We start from the raw sequence: 15,174 nt of genomic DNA, 5'->3' as shown, positions 1-15,174 counted from the left end.
GCAGCTAGTCGAAAGGGAACACATCCAAATAAACATCCAGTAATTGAAGAAAGGTAATGTATGACCTGCTTCGCTGTGGGCTCATAGGCACCAGTTTCCTAAATTCTCTTGTGAGTGAATCACGGTTCTCTTTTTTGGTCTGAAGCAGGTGGATGCTAATGTTTCCTTTTGCATGATAGCCAAGAAACTTAGCTTCATCCGAACGGTGTATATCGACACCAATTGCTGTCATTTTTTGAGATAACCGATCATATCTATGTGGGATAACTGCTTCAATAGTTGTGGCATTAAAGCCAACTCGGCTTTGTACTAACTGTTCCCAATATCGGTAATGAGAAATGACTTTATCAATCGTTATTTCATCGGACGCTAGTTTATGAGAAAAATGCCATTTAATTCTTACGTGCTCATCCTTAATGCCAATCACTTTCATGGTTTTGAGTAAGAATGCGACGGTCTTTATATCATGCGTTCGAACTAAGTGTCCTTTAGCCCCTACACAATGGTGAAGCGCTTTGGTTACTTGGGATAGGTTGATCTTGGCATTACGTAGCGCCTCTGATTGCAACGATTTATCAAATTGCTGCATAAAAAAGTTGAGTTGATCTATTTGATATTGATTTAGCCTGTTTATGCCGCAAAACTCAGGAAGGGTGTTTTTGGATCTTCTCGTGTAAATCTCGCCATGTGATTCCAGCCTAAGTGCAATCCGAGTTATGAGCTGTGCAGATATCTTTGTTAATTCTGCGGCTTGTTTTATAGAGTAACCATAACTTAATAGGGAAATGCATTTAAAAACGTCAGCAATGGGAACACTGTTCGACGAAGGTTTTCTCTCTTCTTTGTTAATAAGTAGCTCAAGAGATCGTTCAAGGTCGGGCTTGGATTTTCCAACCATAGTCATTGGCAATGCGTCGTGATAAAGAGCCAGCGGTTTGCCATTTCGGATTGGCCTCATACTCTTGTTATCGAGTTTTACTGTGTAATCAATACTATACTGCAATAAGTGAAGGGGAGACTCATTTCGCCTCCTATTTAATAAGTAAATATGAAGGGCGGCTAGGTGTATATAAGAGCTGAATGTCGTTTCAATGGTGCCATGTCCAAGTAAACGTGATAGTACAAATGCCTTTTTCCTTGTATTAGTGCATATACCCAAGCGATGAAATAGCTGGTTTTGCCTATCTGCCGAGAAGAAATTGTGCTGCAATGGCAGAGGGAGGTTATTAGTAGGGTAGCGATTGAAATTGATTAATAACCAATTCCAATTTGCAAAGCTGTGCCGTAGGTGATGAAACCTAAGTTTATCGTCTTGGGTGATCTCTTTTAAGACGACAGTAAGTAATGTAAATGCGTTTTTTAGTCTTTTAGGATCCTGAAAAATTAAAGCATTTGTCTTTTGAGAGCTAAGTTTAGATTTGTCGATAAATGATATGAGCTTCTTTTGCCAGTGAATGGGCATCAAGCAATCTAGTGGTAAGTTGCGAGCACTGTTTCCAGTTTTTAAGGACCGATACTTATTGAGTCTGATATGTACTTGAAGGTAGCCGTGGTCGTTCAAATGAAAGTCATTAAGTTGTAGCCCTCCAATTTCGCCTCTACGCAAGCCACCGTAAAATCCAAGTAAAAATACAACAAGAGCAAGTTCAGCTTCTAAACTATCTTTGTTGAGAAATGATGTTACAGCATCGGCTTCGTGCATTGTGATTAAGTTAGCACTGACATTTGATTTAGATGTTGTTATATCTAAATCAGAGAAGCATAGTTCGGGCACAATTTGAGAACTCACGACAAAATCAGCAAAGTAGAGGACGAAAGATTTCCTTTTAGTTGAGTTGATTCCCTCCGCAACGATATTCAACTTTTCTGCCCACTCTAGAGCATCCATTGTGAATAGGTTACAGTAATTGAATTCTGCTATGAATGGGATTGCAAAGGTTCTCACATAATCGCGAATGGTACTAAAAGTGAGTACTTTCTTCCCTATGTCACCCCGATAAAGCAATTGATACATCCAACTGACTAGAACCCAAACTACTGGATATTTACTAGCGTTATTTTCGGCTTCAAGCCATTCATAAAGCCCCCTCCTGATTAGCCGCCCTTGATGGGCTTGTTCCTTTCTAGTGTTTTTCGATGTCTTCAATAGGTCCAAGAAGCCATGCAATATGCGCACTAACTCATCGCTACTTAGCTCAGTAATATTATTGTAAGAGGTATGGTTCTTTTTCCATGCGGTGCTTTGTCTAACCGTTGCGGCCTGGTTTGTTAATCTCGCTGGTGGTTTTCTGAAGACATCAGTCTTATCGAGGAATACGCGTTTCATTGTTGAACGAGTTAACGGTGTCGATTGTAGTAGGCTAGATTGGATCCTAAAATCGATAGGACTCTGAGTTAGCACCGTTTCGATTCGATGACATTGGCGAATATCAGAAAGATTCAAAGAATATTGTTTAGGTATAGCTGCAGTATGATGACAGTAATCATTGATACAACACATGATTTTTGATGATGTTAATCCTGCTAAGCTTCGTTGTGAAGTTAACTTAGGGACAAGAGCAGGAGCTGTGAGGCTGTACTCATATTGATACAATCTCGCCTTTTTAATCAATAGCCTAGACTGATTGTAATGTTTCATATTGATGAATGAAATTCGGTGTAAAACTAGAAGGGCTTCAGCGACTGGTGACAGAAAATATTGCTGCTTTCCAGAAAAATAACTTAGTTGTTCAGTTCGATATAGGTCTTGGCTGTTGGTGATTAGAGCTGATATATCCTTTATATTGACACATCCTTCTTTTAACAATAGCCATAAAGCAAGCCTCCCTAATGACTGTTCTGAAGACAATGATAATGTGGGTTTCTTGATCTCTGCTTCAAGTTGAGAATAGAGTTTGTCAGCTAACGAGGCTTTGAAAATATTTCCTGGCGTAACTATAGGCTTATCCCTACGAATTTCAGTAAATGAGCCTAAAGGGGGAGAAGTGACCTGGAACTCTCGCTCTAACAGTACCAAATAGAGTTGTAATATTTTCCGCTGCAGGGATTGGACATCTATATTCGAATCGAGTTTTGACTGGAGCACATTGAGTGATTTTATTGTGATGGCGTCAGATTTTGCTTCTTTATCATAAGTGACCACAAGTAATTTAGTGATTAGGGCGTGTAGTTTCTCTATTAACTTTTTTGCTGCCTTTTCTGTATCGAGGACAAATATATTCTCAATATCTTGTTTAAATACTACTGAAGCCTCTGCAATTAATCTTTTAAGGTCTATTGAAGGTGGCATACAGGTTCCTTAGGCCAACAGCGAGCGAATTGGAGTTAAATTCAGATCATTGGCCATACCTTGGATTATTGGACTGACGGCCCTGCATGCTTCGTTGAAGTCGAAGGTTGAATAACGTCCAAGAGGAGCTTCACCAGTGGACCAATGTCCCATAGTGAAGGCTATCGATTCTGGTGGCAGGTTGCTCTTGGTTAAAAAGGTTCTCAAGTAGTGTCGAGTTGCATTGAGAGGATAGTCTGTATTTTCTTGTTCACTTAACCAAGCTGGGTGTACATTCCTCATATGTATACCGTGGCGGTTTTCCATGAAATAGAAAAGTACACCGGGGTATATTTTTGAGTTTTTAATCTCTGAGAACCAGTTTGTTGCTTCAGATTGCTTAATGGATAATGACTGAATCAACTCTTCTGTTTGCTTCTTGGCGTGGAATGCTGTTTCAGGCTTTACTACATGAAGAATGTTAGTTAGCTGTTTGAGGTGGTTTTGATAATGCTTGATTTGTTTATCCAGATTTTCAGCGAGTGGAATAATGCGGGCGTGGGTGAAGTCTATGTCATCTTTATCGCTGATCATTAGCATTTTATAACGACTCAATCTTAAGTTTAAAGAAGGGAGAGGGTTATAAACAGCGCGGTAACCTGTCATTGCTAGCAGCATTGAGCTTACGTAAAATACGTAATCATTATGATATTGGATTAATTTGTCATACGAAGACTGTATTTCGAGCTGGTTATACCCAGCCAGCTTTTTTTGAAGAGATGCGTAACGCTTTTGAAAGAACGCTTTAGAAGGTAAAAACCTAGAACCAACAACACTGCAGTCACAAGTAATTAGATAATCAATGAGTTTCACACTTCCTACTTTAATACTGGGGATAAACCCTAAAGAGGTTACTCTATCAACGATAGCTTGCCAGAAATAAAAGATACTTGAGCTCATTTCCATAAATGAATATTGAGTATAGTGGCGACTAGCTCGTGTTTTGTAGGTGGTATGATTGAAAGCGAAATCGAAAATAACAGAGTCGATTAATTGGTTGGCTTCGTTAAAGTTAAGACTGAAGTATTGAATTGATTTAAGACTGATTCTGACGGCGTGCGTTTCTGATAGGTTCTTCAAGAATGTTGCACAGCTCTCACGATACCTGCTTTTAGATATTTTATTAAACAACGGACCTGCATTTCGTTGATTGAAATCCAATATAGAAACTAGAAACTCGGGTACTTGTGTGAGTGAATAGTCACTGATTTTTATTAACTCACTTGAGCTAGAGTATTCGGCGACTGTGAGACTATCAACAAATGCAGCCTTAAAGTGCCAAGTGTTATAAATCCGCACAAAGCCCTCACCATCTTCAGAGTGTTTATCGAGAATCTTTAAAGAGCAAACATCTGCTATCGGTCTCGATAGGTAAAGTGAAGCAGTAAGCAACTTGCAGATCACATTCGTCTCAACAACTCCGATAAGTTTACGATAGTTCTTTTTCTTATTTAGTTGAAAAAGTAGAAAAGAGAGGTCGTGAATCTGCAGTATGGTTTTATCAAGAGAAGTTGAATTGTGGGCGCGCTGAATACTTTTGGAGATGTTTGTTATTTGTGTTTGACGGGATGAGTTCTCATTAATCTGCTTAATTGCTGGAATTTCATGTTCCGGTTTTCTGTCTATTGTGGACTCTTTCTTTACGAAGCTCATCGAAGGAAAGGCTTCGGTTTGTTCAATACCCGATTTAGTGTTGTCAATTCGAGTATTTGCGATACTTGTATAGGTATCATTGCTAGCACCTATAACACGCTCGAGTTGTTTGTTGTTGAATCGCTGTCTCAATACCGCACGTGTTGACGATTTCTTTTTAGTCCTATTTTTCCAATTTAGATTGAAGAAGTTGCAGAGTTGCCTTAGTTGGTTGTTAATCGATCCTTCGTATGTATTGGTTTTACGCAAGGTGTCGAATCGGTCAGCAATTTCATTGGTTGTTACCCCAGCGAAGTTGGGTAAGTTAAATGTTTTATTTCGGTTTAGATTACGAAAAGCACTAGTCACTTCCTCTTCTCTTTCAATCTTGAAAATCGTTTCCATATGTTCAAAGAAGTGCGATAGAAAGATGAGAGTAAAAACAGCACGATTAGAAGTTGAAAAGAACATTTTGTATTGTGCAAGCAAAGCAAAAATGACGTGGGTTTGGCACCAACCTCGCTCAAAGTGATGGTTTGAAAAGTCGTCCTTATTAGAGATTTTTGAATCAGAAATTGCCTTAATAAAACTTACTAAATCGTTTTTTGAAATGAGAAAAACGGTTTCGAAAAAGTGTGGATATTGTTGTGCTATTTCGAGTAGGTTACTTAGTACTTCGTTGAGCGCTCTGAATGAAACGGGGCATTCAATTAAAGTGAGAAAATCATAAAGTCTTTCGAATTCATCATCGCTCAAATTCAATTGTTCATCTAATAAATTTTGCCTAGAAATGAACTCTCTCATGGTCATAAATCTCGATTTGAGGTATTCAATATGGCGGCTAGTTCTTTCTTAGTTTTTAGCTCTGGAAAAATTACTTGCCACTCTTTGTTTGTTAGATAGCTACCTTTTGCCTCATCATTAGGGAACCAGTTTTCTAAGAAAAATTTCACAGTTTTTTCCTTTGTGATAAACAGCTTTTTTAATAATTGGGTGGTTAAATCGGACAAAAATATGAGCCGTTTAATGTCATTTTGAGGCTTTTTAGTGAGCAAGATAACGGGTGTTTTTCTAGTGAGTGACTGTTCGGAATTAATCGTATTTATAAGTAGAAAGTGAGTTAAAAGACCCGATACGAGATAGTAATGATTTCGTTTTTTATAGACCCAAATTGGAGATTGCAAAGCGACTAGGTTGCTCATAGCCTGGGTACTTTTTGATGCAATCGACTTTGACTTTAAGGCTGAAACGGGATTTGACTCCGCGATGATTTCTGCGAGATCAGGGTCGATAGATATGTCACAAAGATTAACGTGAGAGAGCTCTACGTTGTAGAGCAGGGTAGCGTCGTATTTCTCAAGTCTAGATATAAAGTCGCTCAAATGTTAGATCTCGTAGTCGCAAATTGAAATTTTTAAACCTAACTAATTGTAGTATATGGATGTGACAAGAGTGTGCCCAAATTCATACATAAAACATTTCGTCATAACAAAACCTAAGTCACTGATTTAAAATATTCTAGGTTAAGTGTCTGTTTTTTCGGTGGACAGCATGAATTTAGGATGTTCATGTAGATTTTCTATTTACACAGCTACTGTCTTGACATGGCGGGGGTCGGTGATTCGAGTTCACTCGGACGCACCATTCCTTATTTGTTTTTATTGCATAACTATTGAGTTTGTCACAATGGTAGTAATAAGAAATTAGAACATCGCCCGCTTAGCTCAGTTGGTTAGAGTACTTGCATGACATGCAAGGTGTCACTGGTTCGAGTCCAGTAGCGGCACCAAATTCGTTCTTCATGAACAAACAAAAAAGCCCACCTAGCGTGGGCTTTTTTGTGCCTGTAATTCCTTGTGTTATCTCGTTCTTTATGAACAATCAAAAAAGTCCACTGAATGTGGGCTTTGATGTAGATCTTGTCGTCTTCTAAACTAAGCGCGAATGATCATTTGCTCGCGCTCTGGACCTACCGATACCATCACGATTGGCACACCCATCAGCTCTTCGATACGAGTAACGTAATCTTGCGCTGCTTGAGGAAGGCTCTCAAACGTGCGGCAACCCGTGATGTCTTCATCCCAGCCAGCCATATCTTCATATACGGGCTTTAGCTCAGCCGTTTGTGGCCAAATCGGGTTCTCAGTATGTTCACCTGAGTAAGCGGTACAGATTTTAAGTTCAGACAAACCAGACAGGCAATCAATCTTAGTCAGTGCGATTTCCGTTGCAGCTTGCAGGTCAACACCGTTGCGAGTTGCCACTGCATCAAAGTAACCCATATCACGTGGTCGACCCGTAGTTGCGCCGTATTCGTTAGAGCTTTCGCGGAAGCTGTCTTGTTCTTCCATTGCAGTTACTAGCGTGCCAGTACCAACAGACGAGCTGAATGATTTAGCAACAGCGATAACACGTTCAGGACGAAGTGCAGGTAAACCGCTACCAATGCCAGCATAAGCTGCGGTTACATTCGAAGATGTTGTCCAAGGGTATTCACCGTAGACAAGGTCGCGACCTGCGCCTAACTGAGCTTCAAACAGTAGGTTTGCGTCTTGTGATTGCAGCGCTTTAAGCGGCTCAGTTACGTTGCAGATGAACGGGCGCCACGCTTTAGTTACTTCAAGTAGCCATTCTGTCATTTCAGAAGCAGTCTGGGAGAAGTCACATTGAGGGTAGAGCGCTTTAAGCTGAGGCATCTTCCAATCAAGTAGGAATTGAATACGCTGCTCTAAAATTTCAGGTTGATTCAGCCAACCGACAAGAATGCCTTTCTTCATTACACGATCGCCGTACGCTGGTGCAATGCCTTGACGTGTAGAGCCGTAAGCGCCATCGCCCAAACGCTCTTCTTCAAGCGTATCTTCAAGAGCATGTAAAGGGAGACACAGTGTCGCACGATCTGAGATCGCCATTTTCACTTTGATGCCAGCCTCTTGAACTTCTGCAATCTCTTCAGTTAGCGCAGCAGGGCTGATCACCATGCCAGGGCCAAGAACCGCCGTACAATTAGGATTAAAAATACCACTAGGTAGTTGGTGCAGTTTGAATGTACCGAAGTCATTTACCACAGTATGACCTGCATTGTTTCCGCCTTGGAAACGAATGCTAGCAGAAGCTTGGTCTGCTAAAAAATCGACGATGCGGCCTTTGCCTTCATCACCCCAGTTTGCGCCCACAACAACGATAGATGGCATAATTTTTCTCCTAACTGATTGAGGAATCATGTTAGGCCTACAAGGTGGATAAGAGAAATTAATTATCTTTATTATCTTGATAAGGATTTCATATATCCTTAAAGTCTTAAGCTACAAACGAGATTCCCTATCACGTTCGTTCCTCACTGTAGGGAATGACGATGGGGCATTCTTTACTTTTAGGGAATGATATTAGTGACACGAGAGAGAGGACATGATGCTCGATATTAATTTGTTGAAGACGTTTGTGACGCTTGCGGAGTACAAGCATTTTGGGAAAGCGGCCAATGCACTGCACATGACACAACCCAATGTGAGTTTGCACCTAAAACAACTGGAACAACAAACACGCATAAAGTTGATAGAGAGAAGCCCTTTTCAATTGACTCAAGCGGGTGAACGGCTATTGGAAACAAGCCAAAGAACGCTACTCGAACTGCAGATTTGTCAGGCCGATCTCAATGCCATTAACGACCTTAAAATAGGGACGTTAACCATTGCCGTAAGTGACATCATTTCTCGATTTTTGCTAATTCGTCCGTTCCAGAAGTTCAAAGCGCAGTATCCCGGTATTGACCTTACGCTCTTGAATACCACGTCATCTCAGGCATCGAATTTAGTTAAAAATGCTCAAGCGGATATTGGTTTTGTTATCGCCAAAGAGCAGCACAACGAGTCTTTGTATTTCACTAAGCTGCAAGAGCTTTCTTGGTGTGCGCTTGGCGATGGGTTTGATATCCGAGACTCTGATGCAGAGCTCACTTTGATTCTACTAGGTCATGATACGAGAACGCGTGACTTTATTGATGAAGGTTTACCAAGCCTTAATCTACCTAATTATAGGGTGATGGAAGTAGGGAGTGTCGATGCTCAAATCGACTGGGCAGAAGCGGGATTTGGTGTGGCTATTGTCCCGGAGTTTGCGGTATCAACCAAGCAGCACCTGCATTCGAAAGTGACACCATTGACCAACTTCTCGAGCACCAGTCTTGGTTATATTGTTCGGCAGAACCAAGTCTTGTCGAAAGCAACCAAGCAGCTGTTAGGTTGGGTGAATGATGAGATTATTTCATTGCAAAACAAATAAATACAATCATTGAGTTTGACTCAATCAGCCCACCTCGAGTGGGCTTTTTTGTCCCTGGAAAGCCTCGTTTTTACTGAATCAATAATCTTTGGAACAAACTAGCGCTCACCATCAACTATTCGTCCCGCAAATCAGAGTTTCAAAATTCATCGTTGACAAAGTTTGACAATCAAACTAAATTTCAAATTATTAGTTTGATTGTCAAATTACTTGCCAATCAAAGGGCTTTTATTTGCAACGATCATCTAACCACAAACACAAGCTAAGGACGCCATTTTGAGTTTTCCAACACGTCACCAACACAACTTTTCTTCACATAACAGTCAAGGTGAGAAACGCACGTTCTATGTCCTGTTATTGACCGTCGTTACCATGGTTGTCGAAATTGTTGCAGGTACTATTTACGGCTCGATGGCATTGCTTGCCGATGGTTGGCACATGGGGACGCACGCCGCAGCGTTTGGTATCACCTTATTTGCATACCGTTATGCGAAGAAACATGCCGAGAGCGAACGTTTCTCTTTCGGTACTGGCAAAGTCAGCGTGTTAGGGGGCTACACCAGCGCGATTGCATTGGGGATTGTGGCATTGTTGATGCTGGTGGAATCAGTACATCGTTTTTTTAACCCACAAGCGATTCAGTTCAATGAAGCGATCATCGTTGCTTGTATTGGTTTAACTGTGAATGTGGTGAGTATGTTTTTACTTGGCGATCACCATCATGATCACGGACACGAGCATGGCCACAATCATAGTAAGAATCACGGTCATTCACATAGCCATGAGCACGACAGCGACCATGGTCATAAACATGGCGAGCATCACGGACACCATCATGATCACAACCTACGCGCAGCCTACATGCATGTGTTGGCGGATACTCTAACTTCGCTGCTTGCGATTGTTGCGCTGCTATTTGGTAAGTTTTACGGTTGGAACTGGTTAGATGCAGCAATGGGAATGGTTGGCGCATTCGTGATTGCTAAGTGGACGATGAACCTTATGAAACAAACCAGCCCAATCCTGCTGGATGAGAATATCGACCAAGATTATCGTGACTCAGTGACCAAAACCTTAACGCCTTATGCGTCGGTCACCGATTTCCATATGTGGAAGGTGAGTGGGCATCACTATTCAGCAGCGATTACTCTTGAATCAAACAGTGATAAAACCGTCTCTGAATATAAACAAATGCTCGCCAAGTTTGATAAGATTAATCATCTTACTCTTGAAGTGCATTCAAACGACCATGCGAAATATAGAACAACTTAACCAAATACTGACTGAGTTCTACGATAAAATGTCTTCGTGGGAGCAGTCTGTTGTCAAAGAGACGGGTTATTCCCTGGCTCAAGTACACACCATTGAAGTACTTGGTATGCATGGTGCGTTAAGAATGAAAGAGCTCGCTGAAAAGTTGGGTATTACCACGGGTACACTTACTGTTCAAATAGAAAAGTTGGTTAAAGCTGAATTGATTGAGCGCCATGAACACCCAACAGATCGTCGTGCGATTGTGGTTGCCTTGACGGATGAAGGGCAGAAGATACACGTTCACCACAATCAGCTTCACTTGAATTTGGTTAATGAGCTGACGCAAGATATCGAAGAAGACGAGAAAGCGGTGTTATTGAAGTGCCTAACCAAGATGGTAAAAGCGTTTTAGCCAGCCTTGAATTCGCACCTAACTCTTTAGCTGCAAAGCGATTGACTAGAAAATCAAAAGATGGACCTGACTCGAATTGAGTAGGTCCATTTTTTTCGCCGTTTACGCTCTACTGTACAATCATCAATAGACGGATTCACTGTTTAAAAACCAAGTCAAAACCTCCAATATTGCGCTTCGCTCGTGCTCTTCTGGAGAGCCAAAAAAATGTCATCATAAATAATGCATCCAAATGTGCGTCAAAGTCTTTTAATTCAATGCCTTGTATACCATGACATTCAGGCCATTTATGTTCCGTCAAATAGCTGTCTCTCACTTTTATCATTCAACTAATGTACATGTATTCAATTTGTGTTATTGATGCTTTTATCTTTAGTGAAAAGATTCATTCTCTGTTTGAATACCATTGAGAATGTCACTGCTGGTGGGCTGAACAGTCGCTAGATTTAGTGCTCATTACTGATACAAAAAATATAACAATAATCAGGTCGCGCAAGTTGGATATCCATTCTTTGATGCGATTTATTTGGATACTCATAGTTAATTTAGTAAAGACGAGCCACGTATATGAACATAAAGAAAAAGCTCTATTCGTTGGGGATGTTCTCCATCTTCGGCATGATTTCACTGCTGTTTACCACATCACAATTTGCAGACACCACCGCTCAAATGAGCGAAGCCAAACAAATTACCAAAGAGCTTGAAGTGCGTTTGCTCAACCTTCGCCGTAACGAGAAAGATTTTTTACTGCGTAGCGATATGAAATACCTCGACAAGTTCGACGTAAACTACAAAAAATTCTTAGCGTCTGAATCTGAGCTAGATACAGTGCTCAGTGATTTAGGTTTAGCCAACAGCACACACCTACGTGAAGACATCGAAACCTACCACACCAGCTTTGTTAACTTAGTTAAAGCGAGCGAAGTCTATGGGCTATCACGTGACAAAGGTATGCTAGGCGAGTTTCATGTTTTGCTCGATAACATCAGCGCGACAGCCAGTGCGGAACAAAAAATCGAGCTTTACCTGTTCAATGACTTAATTGAGAAGGGGGAGTTTGACCCGAGTGTTCTTTCTATAACTTCAAATATGAGTAGCTCAGCTGCTTTGATTGACGCTGCTCGCCAAGTGGTTGAGCAAAAGCGAGTGATTGGCTTGAAGCACAACGAAGGTCTGCTTGGGCAAGCTCGCTCGGGTTCTCATGCTATCGAAACTCAATTTAAAGAGTTCTCCGCGGTGCTAGACCAACAAACGCAGCAAGAGATGGACAAGCTATCGCTGATCAACAACATCCTTTGCGTCACACTACTTGTGTCGATCATTCTGTTCAGCTGGTTAATCGTCCGTTCTATCATTGGCAAAATTGAGTCACTGCTTTCGGTTATCCGTAATATCGTTAACTCAAACGACGTGTCTATTCGCTCTCACTTAGATGGTAAAGACGAACTCAGCACGCTAGGCCAATACTTCAACCAACTGTTGGATCAACTGGAAGGGCTTATCGCTGCCTCTCAATCTAAGTCACTGCAACTGACACAAAGCACATCGAACATGCATGATGAGCTAGAGTCAGTAATCAAACAGTTTGAAGTTCAAGCAAATCACACATCTACAATGACAACGTCAGTTCAAGAGATGGTACTCACCATTGGCGAGATCTCTGAAAGCACATCGGTTGCCGCTGAAGGTGTACATCAAGCGAAAGTGAATGCCGATAAAGGCCGTGAAGTGGTGGTTGAAACCATCAGCAACATCACCCAGTTGTCTGAACGTCTTTCAAGCAGCCAAGATTCGATCAGTTCACTGAACCATCATGTTGACCAGATCGGCGATGCAGTAAACATCATCCAAGGCATTGCAGAACAAACTAACCTATTGGCATTGAACGCAGCAATTGAAGCAGCACGTGCGGGTGAACAAGGTCGTGGCTTTGCGGTAGTTGCCGATGAAGTACGCGCACTAGCAAGCAGAACGCATCAATCGACCACAGAGATAACTTCAGTGGTGAGTGCAATTCAAAGCCAGATGCAGGCGTCGATGGCAGAGATTGGCGAGTGTAATCAACAAGGTCAACTAACGCTGAAAGATTCGGAAGAGCTGGATGCGAGCTTGCAACTTATCTTGAGCGACATGGAAAGCATCCAAGGTAATTCAGAACGTATTGCTTCAGCGATTGAAGAGCAGGGCGCAGTAATGGCGCAAGTGAGTGACTCAATTACTGAGCTGAACACTATCTCGAACGACAATAACGCTTCGGCGCAGCATTGCTTAGTTGAAGTGGACAAGGTAGCAGAGCAAGCGAACGATATGGACCAAGCGGTCGCGCAGTTCAAGACTTCATAAACAACATAGAACTTACTAAAACAAAAGGCGTGGATCATCTACGCCTTTTTTGTGCCTGAAATTCAAATAGATAAATGACGAGAATAAAAAAACGGCCCGATCTGGGGGAAGATCTGGGCCGTTATATTACGTATTAAAGGGGGGACTACTTATTTCGGCCTTCCAGCACATCCAGTGCCAGTTCAACCGCTTTATCAATATTGTCGCATCCCGCTAACTTACCTGAGCTGATAGGACCAAGCACATTAGCGTATAACGAGAGCTGCTTGTTAAATGGCAGGCTCAACTGCTCATATAAACGCTGGCGAATCTCGGCATGTTGCTCAGGAGCGTGAGCAGCAAGGCTTTTCAAAGTGTCATAAACAAGAGTGGTGGTAGTGTTCATTCGTCTCTTTATCATTAAGTGGGAGGCGCTTATTTTATAATCTTTTCGTATTCTTTTACTGTGACATAAGTCATACAATATTATTAATGTGTTTATCTTTTCAATCTAATGAGAATAAGGCATTCCAAAATAGACTTAAGTATCTGTGAAATATAACTAAAATAATGACAGACTATCGAACACACAAACGAATTGGCGCGTTTCTGGCAAACGGTTAAATCTATAGGAAGAGGAACAACATGCACTACGACGTATTCAACGGAGACGCAGATGGCATAATCGCGTTGTTACAGCTGCGATTAAGTGAGCCAAGAGAGAGCGTGCTCATTACTGGTGTTAAGCGTGATATTAAGTTGGTCTCTCAAGTTGTTACTCAAACTATGGAGCCGGGTAAGCAAGGTGATGTTTCTTCCGTTACCGTTTTAGATGTATCGATGGAGAAAAACCTGCCTGCACTGCACTCACTGCTAGACGCAAACATCAATGTATTTTATTGCGATCACCACCGAACAGGGGATGTCCCAACTTCTAGTCATTTAGATACTCTGATTGATACCGCGCCAGAGAGCTGCACGAGCTTGCTGATTAACCAGAAGCTGAATGGTGCGCATGTGGCTTGGGCAATCGCAGCTGCCTTTGGCGACAATCTAAAAACGGTGGCGGCGCGGCTAGCGGATGAAAATGGATTCGCTCAATCTCAAAAAGAGTTTCTAGAAGAGCTAGGTACCTTGATTAACTACAACGGTTACGGTTCGTCACTCAGTGATTTGCATTTCACGCCAGCTGAGCTCTACGAAACCCTTTATCAATACCCGAACCCGTTTGATCTTTTGGATGATAAAGACTCGGTGTTTTATCGACTGCGAGCTGCTTATCAAAATGATTGCCAGCAGTTATCAAACCTTGCTCCTGTTTATGAAAGTGAAGTCGCACGTGTGTTTGAACTACCAGGCGAGACTTGGGCAAGGCGCATCAGTGGCGTATTTGGTAATGAAATCGTTAATCAAGATCCAAACCGAGCGCAAGCAGTATTAACGAAAAACCAAGACGGCGAGTCTTACACGGTGAGCTTACGTGCGCCATTATCAAATAGAACGGGTGCAGACGAAATTTGCTCAAGTTTTGCGACTGGCGGAGGAAGAAAAGCAGCGGCTGGAATTAATCAACTTAATGAACTTGATAAGGTGAATTTTATTTCACTATTGGATGCATATTATTCATCTGGCACTGACGGTTAACTGAAAAACTCCCGACGTATACATTCAAAATTCTACAAATTCTTGCTCCTATATTCCGTTATACGTGCGTATCGATAGCACATGTATTCTGGCTATATCCAGGCTGTTTTAGTGATATCACTCGCAATGGTATCTGGTCTGAGGTCAGTAATTACGGCGTATTTGGGATGATTTTTGCCGATTTAAAGTTTATTTTTTCCTATCGGTGATTTTTTATATTTTTGGTTAATTATCTTAGTGAATTAAGGTTGATTAAATATTTATATGGTCAATGCATTCAGCCGAAAATAACAGTTTTTAG

The 15,174-nt window shown here is 41.5% G+C and carries 10 protein-coding genes and 1 tRNA gene; 6 read left to right on the top strand and 5 right to left on the bottom strand.

Annotated elements, in window-relative coordinates; all coding sequences use genetic code 11:
- Nucleotides 1-4 precede the first annotated feature (4 nt).
- The 3 genes from AB4154_RS03730 to AB4154_RS03720 are packed head-to-tail and all read right to left on the bottom strand — an operon-like array spanning nucleotide 5 to nucleotide 6,342.
- A complete protein-coding gene (locus AB4154_RS03730; RefSeq protein WP_372122225.1) occupies nucleotides 5-3,289 on the bottom strand; it encodes a tyrosine-type recombinase/integrase in 3,285 nt (1,094 codons plus the stop codon).
- Between the two features lie 9 nt (nucleotides 3,290-3,298).
- A complete protein-coding gene (locus AB4154_RS03725) occupies nucleotides 3,299-5,764 on the bottom strand; it encodes a hypothetical protein (RefSeq protein ID WP_372122223.1) in 2,466 nt (821 codons plus the stop codon).
- Nucleotides 5,765-5,766: 2 nt separating this feature from the next.
- On the bottom strand, nucleotides 5,767-6,342 hold the full coding sequence (locus AB4154_RS03720) for a hypothetical protein (RefSeq protein WP_102321030.1): 576 nt from the start codon (nucleotides 6,340-6,342) through the stop codon (nucleotides 5,767-5,769).
- Between the two features lie 331 nt (nucleotides 6,343-6,673).
- Between AB4154_RS03720 and AB4154_RS03715 the strand changes: the two genes are divergently transcribed.
- A tRNA-Val gene (locus AB4154_RS03715) sits at nucleotides 6,674-6,749 on the top strand.
- 145 nt (nucleotides 6,750-6,894) lie between these two features.
- On the opposite strand, the gene AB4154_RS03710 is transcribed toward AB4154_RS03715, so the two are convergent.
- The gene (locus AB4154_RS03710) at nucleotides 6,895-8,154 is read right to left on the bottom strand and encodes an adenylosuccinate synthase (RefSeq protein WP_017059182.1); all 1,260 of its coding nucleotides are present in this window, start codon (nucleotides 8,152-8,154) and stop codon (nucleotides 6,895-6,897) included.
- 214 nt (nucleotides 8,155-8,368) lie between these two features.
- Here AB4154_RS03710 and AB4154_RS03705 point away from each other — a divergent pair, with 214 nt between their 5' ends.
- From AB4154_RS03705 to AB4154_RS03690, 4 genes are all read left to right on the top strand, one after another.
- Nucleotides 8,369-9,241, top strand: a complete 873-nt coding sequence (locus tag AB4154_RS03705) for a LysR family transcriptional regulator (protein WP_017059183.1) — start codon at nucleotides 8,369-8,371, stop codon at nucleotides 9,239-9,241.
- Between the two features lie 276 nt (nucleotides 9,242-9,517).
- Complete coding sequence (dmeF, locus tag AB4154_RS03700; protein ID WP_372122221.1) at nucleotides 9,518-10,513, top strand: CDF family Co(II)/Ni(II) efflux transporter DmeF; 996 nt, start codon at nucleotides 9,518-9,520, stop codon at nucleotides 10,511-10,513.
- Nucleotides 10,491-10,907 carry a MarR family winged helix-turn-helix transcriptional regulator gene (locus AB4154_RS03695; RefSeq protein ID WP_017059185.1) on the top strand — a complete coding sequence of 139 codons (417 nt, stop codon included), beginning with the start codon at nucleotides 10,491-10,493 and terminating at the stop codon, nucleotides 10,905-10,907. Before dmeF ends, AB4154_RS03695 begins: the two co-directional genes overlap by 23 nt.
- A gap of 618 nt (nucleotides 10,908-11,525) precedes the next feature.
- Entirely contained in the window at nucleotides 11,526-13,250 is a 1,725-nt protein-coding gene (locus AB4154_RS03690; protein WP_372122376.1) for a methyl-accepting chemotaxis protein, read from the top strand.
- Between the two features lie 145 nt (nucleotides 13,251-13,395).
- Here AB4154_RS03690 and AB4154_RS03685 read toward each other — a convergent pair whose 3' ends face one another.
- Nucleotides 13,396-13,635 carry a PAS factor family protein gene (locus AB4154_RS03685; protein ID WP_004733935.1) on the bottom strand — a complete coding sequence of 80 codons (240 nt, stop codon included), beginning with the start codon at nucleotides 13,633-13,635 and terminating at the stop codon, nucleotides 13,396-13,398.
- Between the two features lie 239 nt (nucleotides 13,636-13,874).
- Here AB4154_RS03685 and AB4154_RS03680 point away from each other — a divergent pair, with 239 nt between their 5' ends.
- Nucleotides 13,875-14,873, top strand: coding sequence for a hypothetical protein (locus tag AB4154_RS03680; protein WP_017063978.1), 999 nt, complete (start codon nucleotides 13,875-13,877; stop codon nucleotides 14,871-14,873).
- Nucleotides 14,874-15,174 lie beyond the last annotated feature (301 nt).

Origin of the sequence: Vibrio sp. 10N.286.51.B11 (assembly GCF_041469245.1) — a bacterium.
Classification (GTDB): Bacteria; Pseudomonadota; Gammaproteobacteria; order Enterobacterales; family Vibrionaceae; genus Vibrio; species Vibrio crassostreae_C.
This window is presented reverse-complemented; position numbering and strand designations above follow the sequence as displayed.

What these genes read in the sequence shown, in the direction of transcription:
- AB4154_RS03680 (WP_017063978.1), top strand. Translation starts at nt 13,875, where the DNA reads ATGCACTACGACGTATTCAACGGAGACGCAGATGGCATAATCGCGTTG.
- AB4154_RS03710 (WP_017059182.1), bottom strand. Translation starts at nt 8,154, where the DNA reads ATGCCATCTATCGTTGTTGTGGGCGCAAACTGGGGTGATGAAGGCAAA.
- AB4154_RS03695 (WP_017059185.1), top strand. Translation starts at nt 10,491, where the DNA reads ATGCGAAATATAGAACAACTTAACCAAATACTGACTGAGTTCTACGAT.
- AB4154_RS03690 (WP_372122376.1), top strand. Translation starts at nt 11,526, where the DNA reads ATGATTTCACTGCTGTTTACCACATCACAATTTGCAGACACCACCGCT.
- AB4154_RS03725 (WP_372122223.1), bottom strand. Translation starts at nt 5,764, where the DNA reads ATGAGAGAGTTCATTTCTAGGCAAAATTTATTAGATGAACAATTGAAT.
- AB4154_RS03685 (WP_004733935.1), bottom strand. Translation starts at nt 13,635, where the DNA reads ATGAACACTACCACCACTCTTGTTTATGACACTTTGAAAAGCCTTGCT.
- AB4154_RS03730 (WP_372122225.1), bottom strand. Translation starts at nt 3,289, where the DNA reads ATGCCACCTTCAATAGACCTTAAAAGATTAATTGCAGAGGCTTCAGTA.
- AB4154_RS03705 (WP_017059183.1), top strand. Translation starts at nt 8,369, where the DNA reads ATGATGCTCGATATTAATTTGTTGAAGACGTTTGTGACGCTTGCGGAG.